Source organism: Arenimonas sp., from assembly GCF_044348765.1.
Classification (GTDB): Bacteria; Pseudomonadota; Gammaproteobacteria; order Xanthomonadales; family Xanthomonadaceae; genus Arenimonas.
On sequence record NZ_JBIKSE010000123.1, the window covers coordinates 1 to 3310 of the forward strand.

Consider the following 3310-nt stretch of genomic DNA (forward strand, 5'->3'; position numbering starts at 1 on the left):
TGCAATTAGGTGCATCTGTAACAGGTTATAGCGGTGCGTTAGTTTACATGCAATATACAAGTAATACAGTTTTTGGCGCGGTTGATAATAATGCAAGCGCATTTAGTTTTGTCGGTGGTGGAGATAGTAATGCGTCTTTTGTTAATTTTGAATTATTATGTCCGCAAAAAGCACAATTTACCCGCATCTTAAACGGCAAATATTTAATTTCAACATCTACTGGAAGTTATGACGGTGTACATAAAGTCGCAACGGCTTACACAGATTTTACAATAACCCCTGGTGCAGGAACGCTAACTGGCGGAACGATTTACGTTTACGGATATGGAACAAACTAATGACTAAACCACTTATACAAATTGATGACCTTGTTCGTGAGATGACTGACGAGGAATTTGCAGCATACGAAGAACAAATAGCAAACGCACCAACATTAGGAGCATCTGAATAATGGCAGTCAACCCAATCAAAGTATGGAATGGTACAGCGTGGGAATACACAGGTCCCGTTGTAGCAGCACCACCAGTTAAGTATCAGGCAACTGCACCTACCTCACCTGCAACAGGTGATGTATGGGTAGAGTCTGACTACGATGTGGCTAGTGTTGACCCTTCCAAGTTATTAACAGGTGGTGTGTACACTAACGAGTCTACTCGTAGTGCTGCTATCCCTACCCCTACCACTGGTATGGTTACATATGTTGGTGATACTGGTACTGAAAGTCCATCATCCACTATTCCACAGTTAGAAGCATACACTGGTGCTGCTTGGCAGAACCTTGGTGGAATGACATTGCTTTCTAAGGTTGATTTTACAACTGGAACAAGTTTTCAAGTAAATAACGTATTTACTTCCGCATACAAAAATTATGAAATTTTACTTACCTTAGAAGATGTGAGTGCAACTGGTTCCGTTACGTTCCAATTAGCCTCAGGTGGAACAGTAAATGGAAGCAACAACTACACCTATGCTGGTCGGGGATTCATCTCATCAAACGCTGCTTCTGATGTTTGGTCAACTGGACTAAACAGTTCATTTCAAATTGGCTATGTTGTAAAAAATACTATCGGACTACAGTCAAGTCGTATTACTTTATACAATCCACAACTAACAAAATATACAACTATGACAGCGCAGACCGTATCTAGTCAAGCAGATACTCAAAACTATGGTTTTGCAATTGGTGGAATGATGAATGTTACAACTGCTTATGACGGAATAAGGGTTAACAGTTCAGGAAATAGTGTAGGAACTTTACAAATTTATGGATTGAGGAACTCATAATGAGCGAAACATTAACAGCAGTAATCTTTGATGCTGCAACAGGTGAAGTAACAGAACGCCCACTAACAGCAGAAGAAATTGCTGAACGTGAAGCAATGCAAGCAGAAGCAGAAGCACGTCAAGCAGAGCAAGATGCTAAGGCTGCTGCTCGTGTGTCTGCACTAGCAAAGTTAAAAGAATTGGGTCTATCCCAGGAAGAGATTGAGGCACTGTAATGGCAAAGGTCGCAAAGATTTGGGATGGTACTGCTTGGGTTGACCTTGCCACAAGTGTACCTGATTTAAGTAACTATCAGTTAAAGTCTGAAGGTGGTTTGACTTTTGTAAAGAAGCAGACCATTGGTACGGCAGTGTCAAGTGTAACTGTGACAGATGCCTTTAGTGCAACTTATGACAATTACAAAATCATGGTTTCAAGTGGCGTGGGAAGCGGTACTAATTATTTAACTTTGTCTTTAGGTGCAGCAAATAGTTTATATTACAGCGCATTAACATCAGCATTGTATTCAAATGCAACAGTTTTGACGGCAAACACTAATAATGGAGCGGCTTTTGGTCAGGCGGGTTGGACTTCTCCTGGAATGATAAGTTTGAGCGTTGATGTAATAAATCCATTTTTGTCTAAAAATACTTTAATTAGTGGAAATTTTGCTGGAACTTCCGTAGGTGGAAGTATGGGCGGAATTCAAGATAGCACCACTTCATTTACAGCCTTCACAATTACACCTGCTGGTGGCGTTACCTTAACAGGTGGAACAATCTACGTCTACGGATACAACAAGGGATAACAGATGAGTAAACCTTTAATTCAAATTGATGATTTAGTCCGTGAAATGACGGATGAAGAATACGAAACATATCAAGCACAGATTGCAGATGCACCACAACTTGTTTCTGAATAGGAGTATAAGTGCCAATCAACTCATTGGGTAACACCTACTCTGAGGACATTACCGAAGACCTACTGTATGACATTACACGGTCACAGGAGAATACACAGTTCACTCCATCAGATATTGCATACGACTTAAGCATCAACAACATACCGTTTGTGATTAAGTCTGACAACCAATACAAGTATGTACGTGAGACTGCACAGTACAAGAAGGACCAGTTTGATAACTCACCTGAACCAGGTGAACAATCATTACTTGGTTGGTGGCTACGGTCACAAACCTCTTGGCATAACGGTTCTGGTATTGAGTTCTATGAACCAGGTACCGACTACCAACACGTCAGTCACCGCTTTAAGGACTCTCGTGGTGTAGACGTATGGACAGTAGGTGAAATGCGCCTACACAAGAAGGTCTATCATGCTTACACTGGTATCAAAGGCATCAATGCTGCCACTGGTCAGTGGACCGACACTAGCGGTGCAACACCAGTCAATAGAGAAGTATTAGTTTCTGGTGATGACAATGGTATCCTAAAAAGGATTACTCCTGATGCCCTTAATGGTGCAGTTGCCACAGCAAACTATACTGCTGGTGCTACATATCCTGATGGTCACGGTGGTACCGACTTCCCGTTTTACTCAGTAACCACTGATGGTTCAACTTACTATGCCGCTTGTTCACGCTGCATTCATAAGGGTACTATCGGAACCTTAACATCTGACGATGTTTTCTTTAAGCATAGCACAACCAGTAACGCTAATATTTTAGTCAAGTATGCAAAGGGTAATGTTTTTGTTGGTACGGGTAGAACTTTTGGTTTACTTCCCACTACTACAACAACTCACACACATACCACTGGTGCGGTTGATACGTTTACCAACTCAATGAACCACATCAACACCAGTTGGAACTGGGTAGATGCTACTGGTTCACCTGGTCCATTGTTCTTTGCTGGTAATGGTGGTAACAATGGTGAGATATGGTCTGCAACTATTGACCCTAACGAATCACCAGTTACAAACACCATTAACCTAGCAGGTGCGACAATGGTATTGTCTTTGCCAGATGGTGAAACCGTCAATGCAATTCACTATTACCTTGGGTACCTTGCCATTGGTACAAACAGAGGTG

Annotated in this window: 5 protein-coding genes; all 5 read left to right on the forward strand. The window is 41.7% G+C overall.

Annotated features, from left to right (window positions below; translation table 11 throughout):
• Positions 1 to 338: hypothetical protein (locus ACIQ0Q_RS09755; RefSeq protein WP_395772741.1), on the forward strand; the 338-nt coding region annotated here is incomplete at its 5' end.
• A 112-nt stretch (positions 339 to 450) separates the two neighbouring features.
• The gene (locus tag ACIQ0Q_RS09760) at positions 451 to 1284 is read left to right on the forward strand and encodes a hypothetical protein (protein ID WP_395772742.1); all 834 of its coding nucleotides are present in this window, start codon (positions 451 to 453) and stop codon (positions 1282 to 1284) included.
• Positions 1284 to 1499 (forward strand): hypothetical protein, encoded by a 216-nt coding sequence (locus tag ACIQ0Q_RS09765; protein ID WP_395772743.1) that lies wholly within the window; start codon positions 1284 to 1286, stop codon positions 1497 to 1499. The genes ACIQ0Q_RS09760 and ACIQ0Q_RS09765 overlap by 1 nt, the downstream gene beginning before the upstream one ends.
• Positions 1499 to 2071 (forward strand): hypothetical protein, encoded by a 573-nt coding sequence (locus ACIQ0Q_RS09770; RefSeq protein WP_395772744.1) that lies wholly within the window; start codon positions 1499 to 1501, stop codon positions 2069 to 2071. Before ACIQ0Q_RS09765 ends, ACIQ0Q_RS09770 begins: the two co-directional genes overlap by 1 nt.
• Before the next feature lie 122 nt (positions 2072 to 2193).
• A partial coding sequence (locus ACIQ0Q_RS09775) for a hypothetical protein (protein ID WP_395772745.1) occupies positions 2194 to 3310 on the forward strand: 1117 nt, incomplete at its 3' end.